The organism is Streptomyces aureus, assembly GCF_000725495.1.
Classification (GTDB): Bacteria; Actinomycetota; Actinomycetes; order Streptomycetales; family Streptomycetaceae; genus Streptomyces; species Streptomyces aureus_B.
In genome coordinates, this window is record NZ_JNZD01000026.1 from 1 (window position 1) to 19632 (window position 19632).

Genomic DNA, 19632 nt, shown 5'->3' on the forward strand with positions numbered 1-19632 from the left:
GGGGGGTGGGGGGTGCGGGGGGTGAGGTCGAAGCTGGTGTCGTTACCGGCTCCGGCTTCGGCTCCGGCTCCGGCTCCGGTGAGGTGGCTGGGCCCTATCGGCCTCGGGGGTCGTACCGGGCGCCGAATCCTGACACCAATCCGTATCTGAGGGTGCCGGACGAGGTGCGGGAGCCCGAGGATCGGGCGCCGGGTGATGTGTACGGGGCACCGACGATGGTGGGGCCGGTGGAGCCGTCCTCGAAGCGCAGGCCGGACGGGCCGCCGCCGCTGCCTCCTCCCCCGCCGCCGATTCCGCCGCCGCCGGGCGAGGGACCGCGTCGACCGCGGCGCTGAGGCACGCGTCGGCGGTTCGGGTCCGGTGGGTGGGTCGGGGCCGCGCCGGTACATCCGCCCGTATCCGAACGGATCGAACCGGGGTGAGAAGGTGCGGGCGGCTTCCGATCCATCCGGATACGGGCATCTGATGTACCGGCACGTCCCCTCCCGAGCACGGCCGACTGCGGGTGCATGGTGGCTGACGCCGTGGCCTCGAAGCCGGATCCCGGCCGCGGGAGCACCGTGGCCCCATGGGTGACGCCGGATCCCTAGCGGGAGCGTCGTGGCTGAGCCGTGGGCTTCGGTTGACTCTGACGCCCCCGGGCACCTTGCGGCTCCGGCCGGGGAAATTCAGCCCCTCCGGCGTTTGAGGAGCGGGGTCTGGGGCGGAGCCCCAGGGGTGGGACGGGTAGGGGCGGAGGGGGCGAGAAAGGCTTGGCTTGTAGGGCGTGGCCGCTGGGCTGGGGTGGCTGGAGGGTGCGGGGCTCGGCGGGTGGGTGGGGTTCTTCATCCTGGGGATTCCCGGGTGTCACCCAGTGTTCCGTGTCCGCTAGGCGGACCGGGCGGGCGGGAGGCACTGGGTGCCGGATACGGTGGGAAATACCATGAGCGCTTCACATACCCCTGATGTGCCCACTCTTCTTGTCAAGATCTTCGGCAAGGACCGGCCGGGCATCACCGCCGGACTCTTCGACACCCTCGCCGCCTTCTCCGTCGACGTGGTCGACATCGAGCAGGTCGTCACCCGCGGCCGGATCGTGCTGTGCGCGCTCGTGACCGAGCCCGCCGGGGGCCTCGAGGGCGATCTCCGGTCGACCGTCCACAGCTGGGCCGAGTCGATGAAGATGCAGGCCGAGATCATCTCCGGCCTCGGCGACAACCGCCCCCGCGGCCTGGGACGTTCGCTGGTCACGGTGCTCGGGCACCCCCTCACCGCGGAGTCCACGGCCGCCATCGCCGCCCGGATCACCAAGACCGGCGGCAACATCGACCGCATCTTCCGCCTGGCCAAGTACCCGGTGACCGCGGTCGAGTTCGCGGTGTCCGGTACGGAGACCGAGGAGCTGCGCACCGCGCTGGTCACCGAGGCCTCGGCACTCGGTGTCGACATCGCGGTCGTCGCCGCCGGCCTGCACCGGCGGGCCCAGCGTCTGGTCGTGATGGACGTGGACTCCACCCTCATCCAGGACGAGGTGATCGAGCTCTTCGCGGCGCACGCCGGCTGCGAGGCCCAGGTCGCCGAGGTCACGGCCGCCGCGATGCGCGGTGAGCTCGACTTCGAGCAGTCCCTGCACGCGCGGGTGGCGCTCCTCGAAGGGCTCGACGCCTCCGTGGTGCACAAGGTGCGCGAGGAGGTGCGGCTGACGCCGGGCGCACGGACCCTCATCCGTACGCTGAAGCGGCTCGGCTTCCAAGTCGGTGTCGTCTCCGGCGGGTTCACCCAGGTCACCGACGATCTGAAGGAACGGCTCGGGCTGGACTTCGCCCAGGCCAACACCCTGGAGATCGTCGACGGGAAGCTGACCGGCCGGGTCACCGGCGAGATCGTGGACCGGGCCGGCAAGGCTCGGCTGCTGCGCCGCTTCGCCGCCGAGGCCGGGGTCCCGCTGGCCCAGACCGTGGCGATCGGCGACGGCGCCAACGACCTCGACATGCTGAACGCCGCCGGCCTCGGCGTCGCCTTCAACGCCAAGCCGGTCGTACGGCAGGCCGCGCACACCGCGGTGAACTTCCCGTTCCTCGACACGGTCCTCTATCTGCTGGGCGTCACCCGCGAAGAGGTCGAGGCCGCCGACATGCACGTGGACGACGCCCCCCGCTGAGGGGCGGTCCCGTGACGGACGGGGGCCCGGCACCGTGGCGGTGCCGGGCCCCCGTCCTTCGTCGGGACGGGTTCACTCCGTGGGAGCCCAGTATTCGGTCAGGACCGCCGATCCGGGCTCCAGGGACTTCCAGGGGCCGTCGAAGGTGAGGACCGCGAACGCGGCGGTGTGGAAGCCGTGGGCGTTCATCCGGGCACGGGTGTCACCCTCCGCACGGCCCGCCAGGATCTCGGTGAGGCCGTGCATGCCCGGGTTGTGACCGATCAGGATCGCGTTCTGGGTGTCGTCCGGGGTCTCGTTGATCACCGCGATCAGCTCGCCGGGCGAAGCTTCGTAGATCCGCTCCTCGTAGACCGTTTTCGGCCGGTGCGGGAGCTCCTGGACGGCGTGCTTCCATGTCTCGCGGGTCCTGATCGCGGTGGAGCACAGGGCCAGGTCCAGGGGGATGCCGCTGTCCGCCAGTTTGCGGCCGGCTATGGCGGCGTCCATGCGGCCCCGGTCGGCGAGCGGCCGCTCATGGTCGGAGACCTGGGGCCAGTCGGCTTTCGCATGCCGGAAGAGGATGATCCTGCGGGGTTCTGCGACGCTCATGCGTCCCAGCTTCGCACGAAACATGCCATGGGGCGCAGGGAGTTGATGCGGTGCCCCGGCGGGGGTGACGCCCCGCCCCGTCAGGGGTGATGACGTGCGCCTCGGGGGCGTGCGGGCCCGGCTGCCGGGCTCCGGGGAGCGGGCCGGGTTCCTGGGATCAGGAGGCGTTGTGCTGGACCGCCTGCTGGACGCGTTCGAACAGATGAGTGATCGCCGGGTCGCCGGTCGCCGCGTGCGCGTCCACCGGGTTGAGGATCATGATCAGCAGCGTGATGAAGGCGAGCGTGGGCAGGGCGAGGGCCCACCAGGGCAGCCGGATGTCGACACGGCCCGTGGTCGCCGGGTGGGGCCGGGTGTGCGTTGGGGCCGACATGCCGCCTCCGTGAGTCTTCGCGTGCTCCCCGACCGCGATTGCGGTCACGATTCGAAGGTACGGAATCCGCGGTCGCGGGCCCATCCGGTGATCCACCCACTTGACCCTGACACCCACCCCCTAGGGGATGGGGGGGTTATCCCCACCCCGGGTCCCGGGTCGCGGGTCGCGGGTGCGGTGGGAGGGGGCGGGGGCGGGGGCTGCCGGGCATGTGGCGGTGGTCTGCGGCGGGGCGCCGTCGGGTGGGGGCTGCCCCGGCCACGGCCTCGTGCGGTCGGTCGGTGGCGGCCACGCGGACAGGTGGGTTCCCTCGGGCGCGGGGGCCTGCCGGCCGGGTCCGCGGCGGGGGTCGGGGTCCTGACGGCCGGCACGCGGGGCGCTCCCCGCAGGCGCGCGGGCCCATCGGCAAGCGCGAGGGCTCATGGGCGGGCATGGAGGCCCTGACGGCTATCGGCTGGCGCGGGCTCGGTCGCCGGTCGCAGGAGGCAGCGGGCTGCCGCGCAGGCCCCGTGGGCCGGCGGGTCGCCTCGCAGGTCATGGGGGCTGGCGTACCGCCCCGCAGATCACCGGGACCGGCGTGCCGCCCCGTGCCTCACGGGGACGCGACGGACGCGATGATCCCGATGATCACCGTGATGGCCAGCATCGCGCCGAGCACGATGAGCAGCTTCTTCTGGCCGTTCTGGGGGTTCGGGTCGAGCACAGGCATGCGGTCAGTCTCGCATCCCCCGCCCGCCGTGCCGTCGCCGGGGCCCGTTCGCGGCGGCCGGTCAGCCGGCGGCCTCGTCCTCCACCGTACGGTCGCGGCCGGCCAGGATGCCGACCGCGATCTGCGGGATCATCAGCCCGGCCATCAGCGCGATGGGCAGGCCCCAGCCGCCGCTGTGCTGGTAGAGCACGCCCACGAGCAGGGGGCCCGGGATCGAGATCAGATAGCCCGCGCTCTGTGCGAACGCCGACAGCTTGGCCACACCCGCGCCGGTCCTGGCCCGCATGCCGACCATGGTCAGGGCCAGCGGGAAGGCACAGTTGGAGATGCCCAGCAGCAGGGCCCAGGCCCAGGCGCCCGCCGCCGGGGCCAGGTACAGGCCCGCGTATCCGGCGAGTCCGCACAGGCCGAGGACGACCACGATGGGACCCTGCCGGGGCAGTCGGGTGGCCAGGCGCGGGATGACGAAGGCCAGCGGCACGCCCATGACCATGGTGACGGCGAGGAGCAGTCCGGCGGTGCCCGCGGCGACGCCCGCGTCCCGGAAGATCTGTGCCATCCAGCCCATCGTGATGTAGGCGGCGGTGGCCTGGAGGCCGAAGAAGACGGCCAGGGCCCAGGCGGTCCGGCTGCGGGTGATGCGCAGGTCGTCGCCGTCGGTGGACGCGTGGCGGGGGACGGTGCGCGCGGCGGGCGCGGCCGGATCCTGGGTGCCGGTGGGGGCCATGGCGGCAGGGGGCACGGGGGCGTCGGCTCGGAGCGCGCCGGGTGACGTCGTCGCGCGGTCGGCCGCGCCGTGCGTCCGTGTCAGCACGATCCAGGGCAGGACGGCCGCCGCCGCGAGGCCCGCCCACACCACGAGGCCGAGGTGCCAGTCGTCGCCCAGGGCGCCGGTCAGGGGCACGGTCACCGCGGCGGCGGCCGAGGTGCCGAGCGCGAGGGCCATCGAGTACAGCCCGGTCATCGAGCCCACCCGGTCGGGGAACCAGCGCTTGACGATCACCGGCATCAGGACGTTGCTGACGGCGATGCCCATGAGGGCGAGCGCGCTGGCGGCAAGGAAGCCCGCCGTACCGCCGAGGTAGGGCCGTATGACGAGGCCCGCCGTGATGGCCGCCATGCCCGCACAGACGACGGCGGCGGGCCCGAAGCGGCGGGCGAGCCGCGGTGCCGTGATGCCGAAGACGGCGAAGCACAGGGGCGGTACGGAGGTGAGCAGTCCGGCGACGCTGCCGCTCATGCCGAGTCCGTCGCGCACCTCCTCGAGGAGGGCTCCGAGGCTCGTGATGGCCGGGCGCAGGTTGAGGGCGGCGAGCACGATGCCGGCGACCACGAGCCGTATCGTCCACGCGCTCGGAGCGGGCGGCTCGGCCGCCGGGTCCGCGAGGGAACGGGTGTCCGCGAGGGGACGGGTGTCCGCGGCGGGGCGCGGCAGCGGCGGGGACGGGGTCGGGGTGCGGGTTTCCTCGGGGGCCATGAACCCCATCATAGAATCATGGGATGATTGGCTGTCCAATCCCGCTGCGTTACTCTCCGGAGCCTCCGGCCTCGCGCGAACGATCACACCCGGGCCCGTACGAAGGACCGTCATGCCGCTGAGCCATCCCCGCCGTTCGGCCCTGTCCGAGCAGGTCATCGCCGAGCTGCGGAACCAGATCACGTCGGGCGAGTGGCCGGTGGGCTCCCGTATCCCCACCGAGCCGGAGCTCGTCGACCAGCTCGGCGTCGCCCGCAACACCGTGCGCGAGGCGGTCCGGGCGCTCGCCCACAACGGGCTGCTGGACATCCGGCAGGGGTCGGGGACGTACGTCGTGGCGACGAGCGAGCTGGCGGGCGTGATGCACCGCCGGTTCGCGGACGCCGACCCCCGGCACATCGCCGAGCTGCGGTCCACGCTGGAGTCGAGCGCGGCGCGGCTGGCCGCCGAGCGGCGCACCGAGCGCGATCTCAAGCAGTTGGAGGCTCTTCTGGTGCGCCGGGAGGAGGCCTGGGAGTCGGGCGACGCGGAGGCCTTCGTGGCCGCGGACGCGACCTTCCATCTGGCGGTGGTGGCCACGTCCCGCAACGACGTGATGACGGCGATGTACGCCGACCTCGGGGAGGTGCTGCGGGACTGGCTGCGGGTGGACGTCGGCAAGGAGCTGACGCCGGAGTCGTACATGGACCACGCCCTGCTCGTCGACGCGATCCGGGCGGGTGACGCGGACGCGGCGGCCGCGGAGGCGGCGAGCTACCCCTTCCAGTGCCGGCCCGGCCCGGCGGCCGGCACGGAGTGAGGGTCGCGGCGTGAGGGGGCGCACCGGTCCGCCTCGCACCGGAAACCTCGCGGCTCACTCCTCGTGGGTGATCCAGACCGTTCGGATCTCCTCCCAGCAGCGGCCCGTCAGCCGGACCGTCATCGCCGGTCCGACCTCGACGGGGTCGCTGTCGGTGTCGATGTCCCACCAGCGGGCGCATTCGACGTGCAGAGCGACGTGGTCGGTGCCCACATAGGGGTTGTGGCAGTACGCGACGACATGGGAGCCGGAGACGACGGTCCGGCACTCGGCGCCGAAGGGCTGGGGAACGGCGGGCGGCCCCGCCGTGTCGCCGCCCGCCGGGCGGGGGCCCTGGCTCACGCCCCCCGCGCGCGGGTGCGGCATCGCGTCGTGCGGGACGGCCAGGACCAGGGCGACAGCGGCGAACACCGGAGCAAAGCGGCGGGACAGGCGCACAAGGGGACCTCCTCGGCCGTACGGCTGCGGGGCGGGCGGTGCGTACTCCCAGGGTGCCGTCGGCGGGGTCCGGGCCGCCCGGCCGACTGGGCCGAACGGGCGACGCCCCGCTCCCCGCGAGCGGCGGGGAACGGGGCGTCGGAACGAGCGTGAGGCGGTTACGCGCCGATGGCGTGCAGGCCGCCGTCCACGTGGATGATCTCGCCCGTGGTCTTCGGGAACCAGTCGCTCAGAAGGGCGACGACGCCCTTGCCGGCCGGCTCCGGGTCCTTCAGGTCCCACTCCAGCGGGGCGCGGGTGTCCCACACGGAGGCGAGCTCGCCGAAGCCCGGGATCGACTTGGCGGCCATGGAGCCGATGGGGCCGGCGGAAATGAGGTTGCAGCGGATGTTCTGCTTGCCCAGGTCGCGGGCCATGTAGCGGCTGGTGGCCTCCAGGGCGGCCTTGGCCGGGCCCATCCAGTCGTACTGCGGCCAGGCGTACTGCGCGTCGAAGGTGAGGCCGACGACGGAGCCGCCGTTCTGCATCAGCGGCAGGCAGGCCATCGTGAGCGACTTCAGGGAGAACGCCGAGACGTGCATGGCCGTGGCGACCGACTCGAACGGCGTGTTCAGGAAGTTGCCGCCGAGGGCGTCCTGCGGCGCGAAGCCGATGGAGTGCACGACGCCGTCGAGGCCGCCGAGCTCCTCGCCGACGACGTCGGCCAGGCGCCCCAGGTGCTCTTCGTTGGTGACGTCGAGCTCGATGACCTTGGTGGGCTTCGGCAGCTTCTTGGCGATGCGCTCGGTCAGCGTGGGCCGCGGGAACGCGGTCAGGATGATCTCGGCGCCCTGCTCCTGGGCCAGCTTGGCGGTGTGGAAGGCGATGGAGGACTCCATCAGCACACCGGTGATCAGGACGCGCTTGCCCTCAAGAATTCCGCTCATGGTTCAGTGACCCATTCCCAGTCCGCCGTCAACCGGGATGACGGCTCCAGTGATGTACGAGGCGTCGTCCGAGGCGAGGAACCGCACCGTCGCGGCGATCTCCTCGGGCTGCGCGTAACGGCCGAGCGGCACCTGGGACACGATGTTCGCGCGCTGCTCCTCGGTGAGCGCCTGCGTCATGTCGGTGTCGACGAAGCCTGGCGCGACGACGTTGAAGGTGAGATTGCGCGAGCCGAGCTCCCGGGCGAGCGAGCGCGCGAAGCCGACGAGGGCGGCCTTGGACGCGGCGTAGTTCGCCTGGCCCGCCGAGCCGAGCAGCCCGACGACGGAGGAGATCAGCACGACGCGGCCCTTCTTGGCGCGCAGCATGCCGCGGTTGGCCCGCTTGACGACGCGGAAGGTGCCGGTGAGGTTGGTGTCGATGACCGAGGTGAAGTCCTCCTCGGACATACGCATCAGGAGCTGGTCCTTGGTGACGCCGGCGTTGGCGATCAGGACCTCGACCGGGCCGTGCTCGGCCTCGATCTCCTTGTAGGCCTGCTCCACCTGCTCGCTGTCGGTGATGTCGCACTTGACCGCGAGGAAGCCAGCCGGCGGCTCACCGGAACGGTACGTGATGGCGACCTTGTCGCCTGCGTCTGCGAATGCGCGGGCGATGGCGAGGCCGATGCCCCGGTTGCCTCCGGTGACGAGAACCGAGCGGCTCAACGGATCACCCTTTCGTTAGCGGACTGAAACCCCTGCAGTACAGGCGCCTTCCTCGAAAACCTATCGGTCCGCCCGGCCTCTCAGGGAATCGGGCACCGACAGTGGGTTCGGGCGACTGCTGTCGGGTCTCTACAGAAATTCGCGGGCGTACGCCCGGAAGACGGACGGCCCCCGGCCGAAAGACGCGCCCGGTCACGCCAAAGGCGTGGCCGCAGGACCCGCCCGCGCGACATGATCGGACCTGACGGGCCACGACAACAGGGAGACCTCGGTGCCTCATTCCATCGACGAAGCCTTCACGGCGCTACCGCTGCGCGCCCTCGCCGACGCCGCGCTCGCGCGGGCGCGGGCGCTGGGCGCCGAGCACGCGGACTTCCGCTTCGAGCGGGTGCGCAGCGCGTCCTGGCGGCTGCGGGACGCCAAGCCGGCCGGGTCGTCGGACACCACGGACCTGGGGTACGCGGTGCGGGTCGTGCACGGCGGGACCTGGGGGTTCGCGTCGGGGGTCGACCTGACGATGGACGCCGCCGCGAAGGTCGCCTCGCAGGCCGTGGCGATGGCCAAGCTGTCGGCGCAGGTGATCAAGGCTGCCGGGTCGGAGGAGAGGGTGGAGCTGGCCCGGGAGCCGGTGCACGCCGAGAAGACGTGGGTCTCGTCGTACGAGATCGATCCCTTCTCCGTGCCGGACGAGGAGAAGGCGGGGCTGCTGGCCGACTGGAGCGCGCGGCTGCTGGCGGCCACGGGCGTCAACCACGTCGACGCGTCCCTGCTGACCGTGCACGAGAACAAGTTCTACGCCGACACCGCCGGGACCGTGACCACGCAGCAGCGGGTGCGGCTGCACCCGCAGCTGACCGCGGTGGCCGTCGACGACTCCAGCGGCGAGTTCGACTCGATGCGGACGATCGCGCCGCCGGTCGGGCGCGGCTGGGAGTACCTGCTGGGCACCGGCTGGGACTGGGACGCGGAGCTGGAGCGGATCCCGGAGCTGCTCGCGGAGAAGATGCGGGCACCGAGCGTCGAGGCGGGGGTGTACGACCTCGTCGTCGACCCGTCCAACCTGTGGCTGACCATCCACGAGTCGATCGGGCACGCCACCGAGCTGGACCGCGCGCTCGGCTACGAGGCCGCGTACGCCGGGACCTCGTTCGCCACCTTCGACCAGCTCGGCAAGCTGCGCTACGGCTCGGATCTGATGAACGTGACCGGTGACCGCACCGCCGAGCACGGCCTGGCGACCATCGGGTACGACGACGAGGGCGTCGAGGGCCAGTCCTGGGACCTGGTGAAGGACGGGACGCTCGTCGGCTACCAGCTGGACCGGCGGATCGCGAGCCTGACCGGCTTCGAGCGCTCCAACGGCTGCGCGTACGCCGACTCCCCCCGGCACGTGCCCGTGCAGCGCATGGCCAACGTCTCGCTGCAGCCGGACCCCGGCGGACTGTCCACCGAGGACCTGATCGGGGGCGTCGACCGCGGCATCTACGTCGTCGGCGACCGGTCCTGGTCCATCGACATGCAGCGCTACAACTTCCAGTTCACCGGCCAGCGCTTCTTCAAGATCGAGAACGGCCGGATCACGGGCCAGCTCCGTGATGTCGCGTACCAGGCGACGACCACCGACTTCTGGGGTTCGATGGCCGCCGTGGGCGGCCCCCAGACGTATGTCCTCGGCGGTGCCTTCAACTGCGGCAAGGCCCAGCCGGGCCAGGTCGCCGCGGTGTCGCACGGCTGCCCCTCCGCCCTGTTCAAGGGCGTCAACATTCTCAACACCACGTCGGAGGCCGGTCGATGAGCGCGCGTACGAGCAAGCCGCACGAGGTCGTCGAGCGTGCCCTCGAGCTGTCCCGGGCCGACGGCTGTGTGGTGATCGCCGACGAGCAGTCCACGGCCAATCTGCGCTGGGCGGGCAACGCGCTCACCACGAACGGGGTCACGCGCGGGCGCACGCTCACCGTGATCGCGACCGTCGACGGCCGCGAGGGCACCTCGTCCGGGGTGGTCTCGCGCTCCGCGGTGACCGCCGACGAGCTGGAGCCCCTGGTGCGGGCGGCCGAGGCCGCGGCGCGGGGCGCCGGTCCCGCCGAGGACGGCCGGCCGCTGGTGACGGGCGTACCGGAGTCCCCCGACTTCGCGGACGCGCCCGCCGAGACCTCCTCCGGCGTGTTCGCCGACTTCGCGCCGGCGCTCGGCGAGTCCTTCGCCCGGGCGCGGGCGGGCGGCCGCGAACTGTACGGTTTCGCCAACCACGAGCTCGTCTCCAGCTACCTCGGCACCTCGACGGGGCTGCGGCTGCGGCACGATCAGCCGAACGGCACGCTGGAGCTCAACGCCAAGTCCCCGGACCGTACGCGGTCGGCGTGGGCGGGACGCTCGACGCGGGACTTCAAGGACGTCGACCCGGCCGCGATGGACGCGGAGCTGGCGGTACGGCTCGGCTGGGCCGAGCGGCGCGTCGAACTGCCCGCCGGGCGCTACGAGACCCTGCTGCCGCCGACCGCGGTCGCGGACCTGCTGATCTACCAGATGTGGTCGGCGGCCGCCCGGGACGCGGCGGAGGGCCGGACGGTCTTCAGCAAGCCCGGCGGCGGCACCCGCATCGGCGAGCGGCTCAGCGAGCTTCCGCTGACGCTGCGCAGCGACCCGAACGAGCCGGGCCTGGAGTCCGCCCCCTTCGTGCTCGCGCACTCCTCGGGCGACGACGCCTCCGTGTTCGACAACGGACTGCCGCTGAAGGCCACGGACTGGATCCGGGAGGGCGAGCTGCGGCATCTGTCGACCACCCGGCACAGCGCCGCGCTGACCGGGCTGCCGGTGACGCCGTCGATCGGGAACCTCGTCCTGGACGGGGGCGAGGACCGCTCCCTGGAGGAGATGGTCGCCGCCACGGAGCGCGGGCTGCTGCTGACCTGCCTGTGGTACATCCGCGAGGTGGACCCGGCGACGCTGCTGCTGACCGGGCTCACCCGGGACGGCGTGTACCTCGTGGAGGACGGCGAGGTCGTGGGCGAGGTGAACAACTTCCGGTTCAACGAGTCGCCGGTGGGGCTGCTGGGCCGGGCCACGGAGGCGGGGCGGACGGAGAAGACGCTGCCCCGCGAGTGGAGCGACTGGTTCACCCGGGCCGCGATGCCCGCACTGCGGGTGCCGGATTTCAATATGAGTTCTGTCAGCCAGGGCGTATAACCTCGTACCTGATTCACGAGACCACCCGAGGAGATACGAGAACCGTGACGGACATCGTCGACGAGCTGAAGTGGCGGGGCCTGTTCTCCCTGTCCACCGACGAAGATGCTTTGCGCAAGGCGCTCGCGGACGGTCCCGTCACGTTCTATTGCGGCTTCGACCCGACCGCGCCCAGCCTGCACGTCGGCCACCTGGTACAGGTGCTCACGATGCGCCGGCTGCAGCGGGCGGGGCTGCGGCCGCTGGCCCTGGTGGGCGGGGCGACGGGCCAGATCGGCGACCCCCGGCCCACGGCCGAGCGCACCCTGAACGACCCGGAGACGGTCGCGAACTGGGTGACGCGGCTGCGGTCGCAGATCGAGCCGTTCCTGTCCTTCGAGGGCGAGAACGCCGCGGTCATGGTGAACAACCTCGACTGGACGGCCGGGCTGTCGGCGATCGAGTTCCTGCGGGACATCGGCAAGCACTTCCGGGTCAACAAGATGCTGACCAAGGACTCCGTGGCCCGCCGGCTGGAGTCCGAGGAGGGCATCAGCTACACGGAGTTCAGCTACCAGCTGCTGCAGGGCATGGACTTCCTGGAGCTGTACCGCCGCCACGGCTGCACCCTGCAGCAGGGCGGCAGCGACCAGTGGGGCAACCTCACGGCGGGCCTGGACCTGATCCACCGCCTGGAGCCCGCCGCCCAGGTGCACGCGCTGGCGACGCCGCTGATGGTCAAGGCCGACGGCACCAAGTTCGGCAAGACCGAGGGCGGCGCCGTCTGGCTCGACCCCGAGATGACGACGCCGTACGCGTTCTACCAGTTCTGGCTGAACGTGGACGACCGTGACGTCTCGACGTACATGCGCATCCTGTCCTTCAGGTCCCCCGAGGAGCTGGCGGAGCTGGAGAAGCAGACCGAGGAGCGTCCGCAGGCCCGGGCGGCCCAGCGCGCGCTGGCCGAGGAGCTGACGACCCTGGTGCACGGCGCCGACCAGACCACCGCCGTGATCGCCGCGTCGAAGGCGCTGTTCGGCCAGGGCGAGCTGACCGACCTGGACGAGCGGACCCTCGCGGCCGCGCTGTCCGAGGTGCCGCACATCCAGGTCGCCGAGGCGGGCCTGGTCGTGGACCTCTTCGCCGAGGTCGGGCTGGTGGCGAGCAAGTCCGCCGCCCGCCGCACGGTCAAGGAGGGCGGGGCCTACGTGAACAACGTGAAGGTCGGCGCCGAGGACGCGGTCCCCGCCAAGGAGGACCTGCTGCACGGACGCTGGCTCGTGCTGCGCCGGGGCAAGAAGAGCCTGGCCGCGGTCGAGGTCACCGGCGGCTGAGCGTTGTGACGACAGCGAAGGGCGGGGGCCGCTTCCGGGAAGCGGCCCCCGCCCTTCGTCGTGTTCGGGCGGGTCACGCCCGCTGCTGCACCTTCTTGTTCCCCCACAGGGCCATGTACATCATGTCGCCCAGCGCCACGATGACGATCGCGGCGATCAGCTGGAACAGGTGACGGGTCCAGTCGATGCCGGCCGTCGCCTCGACGCCGAAGGCCCGCGCGAGGGCGTTGCCCACGATGGCACCGAGCATGCCGAAGATGGTGGTCAGCCACAGCGGGCTGTGCTGCTTGCCCGGGATGATCGCCTTGGCGATCAGGCCCAGTACGAACCCCACGATGATCGCCCACAGCCAGCCCATGTCCGCCTCCTCGTACCGCTCCGCGTGAGCCGTTACGGTCAGTGTCCGGCCGTCCGCCATACGGCGCATGTCGGGCCGGGCCGTACGCGCTACGGCGCACCGGTTCCACCCGGACAGGACGTGCCCCGGTCTCGAAGGCGGCGCAGGCGCGGCGTACGGTGGAAGCAGTCCCGGCCCGCCTCCCCGACGGGTTCGTGCCGGGTACGGACCGGGAGCGTCCGACACAGGCAGGTGGTGGAGTGTGATCAGGAAGCAGAGCAACGTCCAGGTCTTCCGGATCACCGGAGCCAGACAGAGCCTGGACGACGACGTGCGCGGCCGGCAGCGCCGCTATGTCATCTCGATGTCCGTCCGTACGGTGTCGGTGATCCTGGCGGCCGCCCTGTGGAACGTCGAGCGGCCCGTCGCTCTGGTCGCTCTGGTCCTCGGGATCCTCCTCCCCTACATCGCGGTGGTCATCGCGAACGCCGGACGCGAGAACGCGCCCTCGCTGCCCTCGACGTTCGTCTCCGCTCCGCTGCGTCCGATGATCGCCGCGCCCCGCGAGGACGACCCCGACGAGCCGTTCCGGAAGGACGCCGGGACCGGCTCCGCGACGCCTTCGGGGGCCGAGCCGAACACCTCGGGCTGAGACCGGACCGGAGCCGGGGCGCGCGTGAACTCGCCCCGGGACAAGGCCGGTTCAGCTTCGGACGAAGGCCCGCGCAGGCGCCGGAAACGGAATGGCGCCGCACGGGCAAGCTCAAGAAAAGCTCAGATCAATCATGTTGTTCCGGTGCCGGGCGACGGGTTACCCGTGACATACTTCGTACGCGCTCCGCATCCCCCGTCGGAGCGACGGACCGACGCCGGGCAGCTCCCCCCGTGGCTGCTCGGCGTCGCCTTTGCAGCCACCCGGAGCACCGCCCGCGGCCGTCGCGCCGCCCGCTTCCCCGACCGCGCGGAGCGTGGGTCACGAGGCCTCGGCTAGGGTCGGCAGGGTGATGTCGAACGCCCCCGGATCCGGCCCCTCCTCCCCCGTCTGCTCGGCCAAGGCCTGCCGTGCGGACGCCGTGTGGGTGCTCGCCTGGAACAACCCGAAGCTGCACACGCCCGAGCGCCGCAAGACCTGGCTGGCCTGCGAGGAGCATCGCGAGCACCTGTCGCAGTTCCTCGGGGTGCGCGGGTTCCTGAAGGACGTCGTGACCCTGGACGAGTGGGAGGCCTCCGGGCCCGCGGAGTCCGAGGGGCGCTAGGGCGTGTTGCGAAAGTCCCGCCTGCCGCGCGACGCCATGCACGCACTCTCGCCGCACCGGGCGAAAGCCCAAGTACATCCAGTACGAGGACTTCCGCCCGGCACGCCGAGAGCACGCACCTGACGCCGCCCGGCCCGCCCTTCCCGCCGCGCCGGTCAGCCGCCGATCGCGGACATCGGGCGGTCGGGCTGCACGAACGACGGGTCGTCCAGGCCCGCGCCCGCCTTCTTGCCCCACATCGCCGTGCGCCAGATGCCGGCGATCTCCTCGTCGGGCACGTCCGAGCGCAGCGCGCCGCGCAGATCCGTCTCCTCCGTGGCGAACAGACAGGTGCGCACCTGGCCGTCGGCGGTGAGCCGGGTGCGGTCGCAGGCCGCGCAGAACGGGCGCGTGACGGAGGCGATCACACCGACGCGGTGCGGGCCGCCGTCGACGATCCAGCGCTCGGCGGGGGCGGAGCCCCGTTCGCCGGCGCCCTCATCGGTGAGACGGAAGCGGGTGCGCAGCGAGGTGAGGATGTCACCTGCGGTGACCATGCCGTCGCGCTTCCAGCCGTGCTGGGCGTCCAGGGGCATCTGCTCGATGAAGCGGAGTTCGTAGTCGTGCTCGACGGCCCAGGCCAGCAGGTCCGGGGCCTCGTCGGCGTTCAGGCCCGGCATCAGGACCGAGTTGATCTTCACGGGGGTGAGGCCGGCCGCGTGGGCGGCTTCGAGGCCCTCGATGACGTCCTTGTGCCGGTCGCGGCGGGTGAGGGTCTTGAAGACGTCGGGCCGCAGGGTGTCCAGCGAGACGTTCACCCGGTCCAGGCCGGCGGCCTTGAGGGCGGCCGCGGTGCGCTTGAGGCCGATGCCGTTGGTCGTGAGGGACATCTGCGGGCGGGGGGCGAGGGCCGCGACCCGCTCGACGATGCCGGGCAGTCCGGGGCGCAGCAGGGGCTCGCCGCCGGTGAAGCGGACCTCTTCGATGCCGAGGTGGGTGACGGCGATGCCTATCAGGCGGACGATCTCGTCGTCGGTGAGCAGGTCGGGCTTGGCGAGCCACTGCAGGCCTTCCTCGGGCATGCAGTACGTGCAGCGGAGGTTGCAGCGGTCCGTCAGTGAGACACGCAGGTCGGTGGCCACCCGGCCATAGGTGTCGATGAGCACGTGGGCCCCCTCCCTCGTCGCCGATCTCTTTCTCCCGATACCTGCGAGCCTACGTGACGCCACCGACAACGACAGCGGCCCGATCCCACGAGACGCGGCGCGGGCCCGTCGTAGAGACCTACCAGTGGTGATCCACCGGTGTCCCCCGACGGGCCCGCGCGATGCCGGTGTCCAGGGCCGGGCGGACGGGAACCGCCCGTCGGGACCTAGTGGGCTCCGGTGCCGGTCAGGGCGCGGACCTCCAGTTCCGCGTACTTGCCGGCGTCCGGTTCCTCCTTGGAGAGCAGGGTGCCGAGCCAGCCCAGCAGGAAGCCGACCGGGATGGAGATGAGGCCCGGGTTCTCCAGCGGGAACCAGTGGAAGTCGACGTCGGGGAACATCGAGGTGGGCTTGCCCGAGACGACCGGGGAGAAGAGCACCAGGCCGACCGCCGTGGCCAGGCCGCCGTAGATCGACCAGAGCGCGCCGGCGGTGGTGAACCTCTTCCAGAACAGGCTGTACAGGATCGTCGGCAGGTTGGCCGAGGCCGCGACCGCGAAGGCCAGGGCGACCAGACCGGCGACGTTGAGGTCACGGGCGAGGGCGCCCAGCAGGATGGACACGGCGCCGATGCCGACCGTCGCGTAGCGGGCTGCCTTCATCTCCTCCTTCTCCGACGCCTGTCCCTTCTTGATGACGTTGGCGTAGATGTCGTGCGCGAAGGACGAGGACGAGGCGAGCGTCAGTCCCGCGACGACCGCGAGGATCGTGGCGAAGGCGACGGCGGAGATGGTGGCGAGCAGGATCGCGCCCCAGTTGGAGTCCACGCCGCCGAGGTGCAGGGCGAGCAGGGGTGCCGCCGTGTTGCCCGCCTTGTTGGAGGCGATGATCTCGTCCGGCTTGATGAGCGCCGCGGCGCCGAACCCGAGGGCGAGGGTCATGAGGTAGAAGGCGCCGATGAGGCCGATCGCCCAGTTGACCGACTTCCGCGCGGTCTTGGCGGTGGGCACGGTGTAGAAACGGATCAGGATGTGCGGCAGGCCCGCGGTGCCGAGGACCAGTGCCATGCCGAGCGAGATGAAGTCCAGCTTGGTGGTCGACGTGGCGCCGTACTTGAGCCCTGGTTCCAGGAAGGGCGAGCCCTTGCCGCTGTTCTCGGCCGCCTTGCCGAGCAGGTCGGAGATGTTGAAGTGGAACTTCAGCAGGACCAGGAAGGTGAGCAGCAGGGCGCCGGCGATGAGCAGGACCGCCTTGACCATCTGCACCCAGGTGGTGCCCTTCATGCCGCCGATGGTGACGTACACGATCATCAGGACGCCGACGAGCGCGACGATGCCGATCTTGCCGCCGTCGCTGGTGATGCCGAGGAGCAGCGAGACGAGGACGCCCGCGCCGGCCATCTGGGCCAGCAGGTAGAAGATCGACACGACGATGGTGGAGGTGCCTGCCGCGGTGCGCACGGGACGCTGGCGCATGCGGTAGGCGAGGACGTCGCCCATCGTGTAGCGGCCGGAGTTGCGCAGCGGTTCGGCGACCAGGAGCAGGGCCACGAGCCAGGCGACCAGGAAGCCGATGGAGTACAGGAAGCCGTCGTAGCCGAAGAGGGCGATGGCTCCCGCGATGCCGAGGAAGGACGCGGCGGACATGTAGTCGCCGGAGACGGCGAGTCCGTTCTGGAATCCGGTGAACTGGCGTCCGCCCGCGTAGAAGTCGGCGGCGTCCTTGGTCTGGCGGCCGGCCCAGACGGTGATGACGAGGGTCGCGGCGACGAAGACCGCGAACAGGGTGATGATCAGCGGGCGGTGCTCGCTCGCCTCGCCCGCGGCCAGCAGGACCGGGTGCGCGGTGTTCTGTACGGGGCTCATGCGCCACCCTCCATCCGGGACTTGATGGCGTCGGCCTTGGGGTCGAGGTGAGCGGCCGCGTGCCGCGAGTACCACCAGGCGATGAGGAAGGTGGTGAGGAACTGGGCGAGGCCGAGCACCAGGGCGACGTTGACGTTGCCGAACAGCTTGGTGCCCATGAAGCCGCCCGCGTAGTTCGAGAGCAGCACGTACAGCAGGTACCACAGGATGAAGCCGACGGTCAGCGGAAAGGCGAACGAGCGGTGGGAGCTGCGCAGTTCACCGAACTCGGCGCTCTGCTGCATCTCGACGAACTTCTCGGTGGACGGGAGCTGGGCTCCGGTGTGCGCGGGCGGTGGTGCGTCGGTGGCCACGGTGTCTCCTCGCGTTGCGGGTGCGGTTACGACGGTGGACGGGGGAAGGTCGGGGGCCGCGGACGGGGACGGTTCGGGTTCGGACATGGACTTCGACCTCACATCGGCGGGCGTCACGTGACGGACTGCGACCGTTCGCATCCTTTCCGTGATCCAGGTGGCGGGCTCGATCGTCCTCGGGCTCCCTGCCCGAGGTCACGGCGCCACGCGTGGACCGGTTCAACTCGCCCGGGTTCTTTCGGAAGTCGTCGTCGCGGGTCGCCGGGTTCTTTCGGAAGTCGTCGCCGTAAGTCATTGCTGGCCCGGGCGGCGGGAGGATAGCTTCTGGCTGCGCCATTCCGTCATGTACCTGCCCGGGCACCATCCGTGTTCGGGCAGCTCGGTTTTCCGGATGATGTGGAGATCCCATGGCTCATCTGCGTTCCAGACACCGTCTCGCGCTCGCCGTGCCGGTCGTTCTGTCGCTCACCGCCTCGCTCGGCTTCCTGCCGGGCGTCGCGGCGGCCACGCCCCTCGCCGCGCCCGCCGCCACCACCACCGCGGACGGGCCGAACCTCTCCTACGTGGTCAACACGACGACGGACCACCGCACGATCGAGTCGGTGAAGCGGGCGATCGGCGCGGCCGGCGGCACGGTCGTCATCGCCTACGAGCAGATCGGCGTGATCGTCGTCCACTCCGCGAACCCGGACTTCGGCCCGCGGATCCGGGCGGTGCGCGGGGTGCAGTCGGCCGGTGCCACCCGTACCTCGCCCCTGCAGGCCGCGGGCACGACGGACGAGGGCGCGGTGCAGGTGCTGTCCGCCGCCGAGGCCGCCAAGGTCGCCAAGACCGCCGAACCGGGCCAGGAGCCCCTCGAGGCGGACCAGTGGGACCTGCGCGCGATAGGCGCCGACAAGGCTGCTGCGGTCGACCCGGGCAGCAAGAAGGTGACCGTCGCGGTCATCGACGTCGGCGTCGACGACACGCACCCCGACATCGCGCCGAACTTCTCCCCCTCGCAGTCCGCGAACTGCGTCGGCGGCAAGCCGGACACGACGTACGGCGCCTGGCGCCCGGTGGACGCCGCCCACTACCACGGCACGCATGTCGCCGGTGAGATCGCGGCGGCCCGCAACGGCGTCGGCGTCGCCGGTGTCGCGCCGGGCGTGAAGGTCTCGGGCATCACGGTGGCCGAGCCGGACTCCACCCAGCTGTTCTACCCGGAGAGCGTCGTCTGCGCCTTCGTGTTCGCCGCCGACCACGGCGTCGAGATCACCAACAACAGCTACTACGTGGACCCGTGGCTGTACAACTGCCTCGACGACCCCGACCAGAAGGCCATCGTCGACGCCGTCAACCGCGCCCAGCTGTACGCCCAGCGCAAGGGCACGCTGAACGTCGCCGCGGCGGGCAACTCCAACGACGACCTCGACTCCGACGCCCTCACCGACGCCTCCAGCCCCGACGACTCGACCGCCACGACGCGGACCGTCGACCCGCACAAGTGCTTCGACATCCCGACCCAGCTGCCCGGCGTCGTCACGGTCTCCTCGACCGGCGTCAAGGGCGCCAAGTCCTACTTCTCCAGCTACGGCGACGGGGTCATCGACGTCGCGGCGCCCGGCGGCGACCGCTACCAGATCCCGGACACGCCCTCGGGCAACGGCCGCATCCTCTCCACGCTGCCGAACAACACCTACGGCTTCCTCCAGGGCACCTCGATGGCGACCCCGCACGTCGCCGGCGTCGCGGCGCTGCTGAAGTCCAAGTACCCCTGGGCGAGCCCGGCCCAGCTCCAGCTGCTCCTCAAGGCCGAGGCGGACAACCCGGGTTGCCCGACCGAGCCGTACGACGGCAACGGCGACGGTGTCGTCGACGCGACCTGCGTGGGCGGCAAGCATGTGAACGGGTTCTACGGAGCCGGCATCGTCAACGCCCTGCGGGCCGTCAAGTAGCGTCCGCCGAGGTTCCCCCGGCCCCGGCCGCCCCCGTGGCGGCCGGGGCCGTGCCGTCGAGGGGCCCGCCTCCTATGTTGATCGCGTCCACGCTGCATAG

Annotated in this window: 19 protein-coding genes; 8 read left to right on the plus strand and 11 right to left on the minus strand. The window is 71.4% G+C overall.

Annotated features, from left to right (window positions below; all coding sequences use genetic code 11):
- Positions 1–922 precede the first annotated feature (922 nt).
- The gene (gene serB / locus IO36_RS27635) at positions 923–2140 is read left to right on the plus strand and encodes a phosphoserine phosphatase SerB (protein ID WP_037623739.1); all 1218 of its coding nucleotides are present in this window, start codon (positions 923–925) and stop codon (positions 2138–2140) included.
- Positions 2141–2212: 72 nt separating this feature from the next.
- Here the strand turns inward: serB and IO36_RS27640 are convergent, their stop codons facing one another.
- From IO36_RS27640 to IO36_RS27650, 4 genes are all read right to left on the minus strand, one after another.
- Entirely contained in the window at positions 2213–2731 is a 519-nt protein-coding gene (locus IO36_RS27640; RefSeq protein WP_037623740.1) for a SixA phosphatase family protein, read from the minus strand.
- 157 nt (positions 2732–2888) lie between these two features.
- A complete protein-coding gene (locus IO36_RS27645) occupies positions 2889–3104 on the minus strand; it encodes a hypothetical protein (protein ID WP_037623741.1) in 216 nt (71 codons plus the stop codon).
- Positions 3105–3696: 592 nt separating this feature from the next.
- Positions 3697–3813: an SGM_5486 family transporter-associated protein gene (locus IO36_RS49025; protein WP_107065829.1), complete on the minus strand. Its 117-nt coding sequence runs from the start codon at positions 3811–3813 to the stop codon at positions 3697–3699.
- Between the two features lie 61 nt (positions 3814–3874).
- Positions 3875–5302 (minus strand): CynX/NimT family MFS transporter, encoded by a 1428-nt coding sequence (locus IO36_RS27650; protein ID WP_037623742.1) that lies wholly within the window; start codon positions 5300–5302, stop codon positions 3875–3877.
- A gap of 100 nt (positions 5303–5402) precedes the next feature.
- Here IO36_RS27650 and IO36_RS27655 point away from each other — a divergent pair, with 100 nt between their 5' ends.
- Positions 5403–6089, plus strand: coding sequence for a FadR/GntR family transcriptional regulator (locus tag IO36_RS27655; protein ID WP_037623744.1), 687 nt, complete (start codon positions 5403–5405; stop codon positions 6087–6089).
- 54 nt (positions 6090–6143) lie between these two features.
- On the opposite strand, the gene IO36_RS27660 is transcribed toward IO36_RS27655, so the two are convergent.
- The 3 genes from IO36_RS27660 to fabG all read right to left on the minus strand — a co-directional run bounded on the left by IO36_RS27660 (position 6144) and on the right by fabG (position 8161).
- Positions 6144–6527 (minus strand): hypothetical protein, encoded by a 384-nt coding sequence (locus tag IO36_RS27660; protein ID WP_037623745.1) that lies wholly within the window; start codon positions 6525–6527, stop codon positions 6144–6146.
- Positions 6528–6685: 158 nt separating this feature from the next.
- A complete protein-coding gene (gene fabI, locus IO36_RS27665) occupies positions 6686–7453 on the minus strand; it encodes an enoyl-ACP reductase FabI (RefSeq protein ID WP_037623747.1) in 768 nt (255 codons plus the stop codon).
- Positions 7454–7456: 3 nt separating this feature from the next.
- Complete coding sequence (gene fabG / locus IO36_RS27670) at positions 7457–8161, minus strand: 3-oxoacyl-[acyl-carrier-protein] reductase (RefSeq protein WP_037623748.1); 705 nt, start codon at positions 8159–8161, stop codon at positions 7457–7459.
- Positions 8162–8432: 271 nt separating this feature from the next.
- Here fabG and IO36_RS27675 point away from each other — a divergent pair, with 271 nt between their 5' ends.
- Genes IO36_RS27675 through tyrS form a run of 3 tightly spaced genes read left to right on the plus strand, consistent with a single transcriptional unit; the run spans position 8433 to position 12660 of the window.
- A complete protein-coding gene (locus IO36_RS27675) occupies positions 8433–9956 on the plus strand; it encodes a TldD/PmbA family protein (protein WP_037623749.1) in 1524 nt (507 codons plus the stop codon).
- Positions 9953–11347: a metallopeptidase TldD-related protein gene (locus IO36_RS27680; protein WP_037623750.1), complete on the plus strand. Its 1395-nt coding sequence runs from the start codon at positions 9953–9955 to the stop codon at positions 11345–11347. The genes IO36_RS27675 and IO36_RS27680 overlap by 4 nt, the downstream gene beginning before the upstream one ends.
- Before the next feature lie 44 nt (positions 11348–11391).
- The gene (tyrS, locus tag IO36_RS27685; RefSeq protein WP_037623751.1) at positions 11392–12660 is read left to right on the plus strand and encodes a tyrosine--tRNA ligase; all 1269 of its coding nucleotides are present in this window, start codon (positions 11392–11394) and stop codon (positions 12658–12660) included.
- A 73-nt stretch (positions 12661–12733) separates the two neighbouring features.
- Here tyrS and IO36_RS27690 read toward each other — a convergent pair whose 3' ends face one another.
- Positions 12734–13018 (minus strand): GlsB/YeaQ/YmgE family stress response membrane protein, encoded by a 285-nt coding sequence (locus IO36_RS27690; RefSeq protein ID WP_037623844.1) that lies wholly within the window; start codon positions 13016–13018, stop codon positions 12734–12736.
- 241 nt (positions 13019–13259) lie between these two features.
- Here IO36_RS27690 and IO36_RS27695 point away from each other — a divergent pair, with 241 nt between their 5' ends.
- A complete protein-coding gene (locus IO36_RS27695) occupies positions 13260–13649 on the plus strand; it encodes a DUF3099 domain-containing protein (RefSeq protein WP_037623752.1) in 390 nt (129 codons plus the stop codon).
- Positions 13650–14001: 352 nt separating this feature from the next.
- The gene (locus tag IO36_RS27700; RefSeq protein WP_037623753.1) at positions 14002–14253 is read left to right on the plus strand and encodes a hypothetical protein; all 252 of its coding nucleotides are present in this window, start codon (positions 14002–14004) and stop codon (positions 14251–14253) included.
- Between the two features lie 155 nt (positions 14254–14408).
- On the opposite strand, the gene moaA is transcribed toward IO36_RS27700, so the two are convergent.
- The 3 genes from moaA to IO36_RS27715 all read right to left on the minus strand — a co-directional run bounded on the left by moaA (position 14409) and on the right by IO36_RS27715 (position 17595).
- Positions 14409–15398 carry a GTP 3',8-cyclase MoaA gene (gene moaA / locus IO36_RS27705; RefSeq protein ID WP_037623754.1) on the minus strand — a complete coding sequence of 330 codons (990 nt, stop codon included), beginning with the start codon at positions 15396–15398 and terminating at the stop codon, positions 14409–14411.
- Positions 15399–15604: 206 nt separating this feature from the next.
- Positions 15605–17242 carry a solute symporter family protein gene (locus IO36_RS27710; RefSeq protein WP_037623755.1) on the minus strand — a complete coding sequence of 546 codons (1638 nt, stop codon included), beginning with the start codon at positions 17240–17242 and terminating at the stop codon, positions 15605–15607.
- The gene (locus IO36_RS27715; protein ID WP_037623756.1) at positions 17239–17595 is read right to left on the minus strand and encodes a DUF485 domain-containing protein; all 357 of its coding nucleotides are present in this window, start codon (positions 17593–17595) and stop codon (positions 17239–17241) included. Before IO36_RS27715 ends, IO36_RS27710 begins: the two co-directional genes overlap by 4 nt.
- Positions 17596–18002: 407 nt before the next feature.
- On the opposite strand from IO36_RS27715, the gene IO36_RS27720 reads away from it, so the two are divergent.
- Entirely contained in the window at positions 18003–19532 is a 1530-nt protein-coding gene (locus tag IO36_RS27720) for a S8 family peptidase (protein WP_037623757.1), read from the plus strand.
- The last annotated feature ends 100 nt before the right edge of the window (positions 19533–19632 follow it).